The organism is Lishizhenia sp. (assembly GCF_033720595.1).
GTDB lineage: Bacteria > Bacteroidota > Bacteroidia > Flavobacteriales_D > Crocinitomicaceae > Lishizhenia.
The window spans coordinates 1-1,693 of sequence record NZ_JAWWCF010000321.1; the positions used below are offsets into that span (position 1 = coordinate 1).

A 1,693-nucleotide genomic window follows, 5' to 3' on the forward strand; every position below is an offset into this window, starting at 1 on the left:
AGAAAATACGCCTCTATGGCTGGATCCCCAAGAAAATTGGGGACCAAGAGTATCAATTTCTTCGGGGTTTTTGTTTTTTTACTTTCCTTCTGTTTTACATATTCTCACCACGCTCCTTACCTGTTTTTCAATTTCATCAATTTTCCGTATCTTTTCTTGTATGTCTAAGAGGATATTAATTATATGCTTTTTAACGAGCCTTTTTTGTTGTACTTATAGCTTTGGACAACAATTGATTCGGCCAAATTCAATCTATATTGAAGGTAAATCTGGAAACGGAACGGTAGGGGTTGGATTTTTTTCTGTGAACTATGACAGACGCATTTCCAAAAAAAATATCATGCTCTTGCGCCTTGGTTTTAGTCGTGACTTTAATAGCAGCGTTTACGGGGTTCCTACTGCCCTTTCATGGATTACTTCTCCACTAGGCAAACACCATTTTGAAGGTGGATTTGGTTGCACCCATCGTATAGAGTTCTACGACGGAAATACTTCTTACGATCCTTTTTCAATGTTAACACTCCAATACAGATACACTGGCAAAAGAGGATTATTGTTTCGAACCGGAATTAATTATTACGGGTATAGTTGGTACATCTATTATCCGGTAAATCTACACCTTACATTTTCTTTGGGGTACTCCTTCTAAACCATACTGGGAAATTTCAACCAACATCTTATGCTTACAGAAAATACCCAAAATGTGGTATTGAATTAAACTTGCTTTATCCACACCTTTGCTCTTTAGAAACATTCTAAACAAAAGCAATGAAAATAGGATTTATCGGTACGAACGAGGTAATGGAAATAGGACTCATAAAATTATTTGAGTCACGTACGGATAATACCTTTGTAATCAACCTAAATATTGTAAAAGAAAATCATCCAGAAATAGATGTACTCTTTATTGATTACGGATCGGACAAGCAATTTGCCAATGAAAAACTAGCCAAACTTAAACGTATCTACCCTACTACTCCGGTAATGTTGTATGCTTCAGAACACAATCTTAAAACCGTTAAACAATTACTTTCCTTGGGTGTTCATAGTGTTATGACCTATGAGTGTGAGTTTGATGAAATCTTTGAGTCTTTAGCCTCCATTATTAAGGGAGGAAAAGCGTATTGTAATAAGGTACTCGAGTTACTCATAGAGGATACAAACAACGAACGCTCCTTAAATTGTCTACCCGTACAATTGAGTAAGAGAGAGATAGAGGTATTGCAATTAGTAGTAAATGGTTACAGCAGTAAACAAATTGCCGAAAAATTGTTTTTAAGCCATCACACGGTAAATACACACCGTAAAAATATTTTGAAAAAAGTGGGGGTGAAAAATATTTCAGAATTAGTTCTATTTGCTCAAAACACAGGTTTAATCGAATACCAGAATACCTAAAATAAGGGATTGACTTCATACTGAATTAACATGAAATTTGTACAAAATTAAAACGCATAATGAAAAAGCTCATCATAGTAACAGTAACAGCCTTTATTGGACTTACAGCTTGCAATAAACAACAAGAAGCTTCTTTAGAATCTGAATATCAAAAAACTGTTGCAGAAATTGCATACGCCAACTATAACGATGCTTATTTGACGGCGCTTTCTTTAAGAGAAGCAATCCAGTCGTTTATAGACACTCCGTCTGCGTCAAGTCTAGACAATGCGAAAGTTGGGTGGATAGAAGCTAG

2 protein-coding genes and 1 pseudogene are annotated in these 1,693 nt (G+C 35.6%); all 3 read left to right on the top strand.

Going from position 1 to position 1,693, the window contains the following annotated elements:
* Positions 1 to 340 precede the first annotated feature (340 nt).
* Positions 341 to 649 (top strand): hypothetical protein, encoded by a 309-nt coding sequence (locus R3333_RS14500; protein WP_318959475.1) that lies wholly within the window; start codon positions 341 to 343, stop codon positions 647 to 649.
* A gap of 119 nt (positions 650 to 768) precedes the next feature.
* Positions 769 to 1,398: a response regulator transcription factor gene (locus R3333_RS14505; protein WP_318959476.1), complete on the top strand. Its 630-nt coding sequence runs from the start codon at positions 769 to 771 to the stop codon at positions 1,396 to 1,398.
* A gap of 59 nt (positions 1,399 to 1,457) precedes the next feature.
* Positions 1,458 to 1,693, top strand: a pseudogene (locus tag R3333_RS14510) (hypothetical protein); the annotation flags it as partial.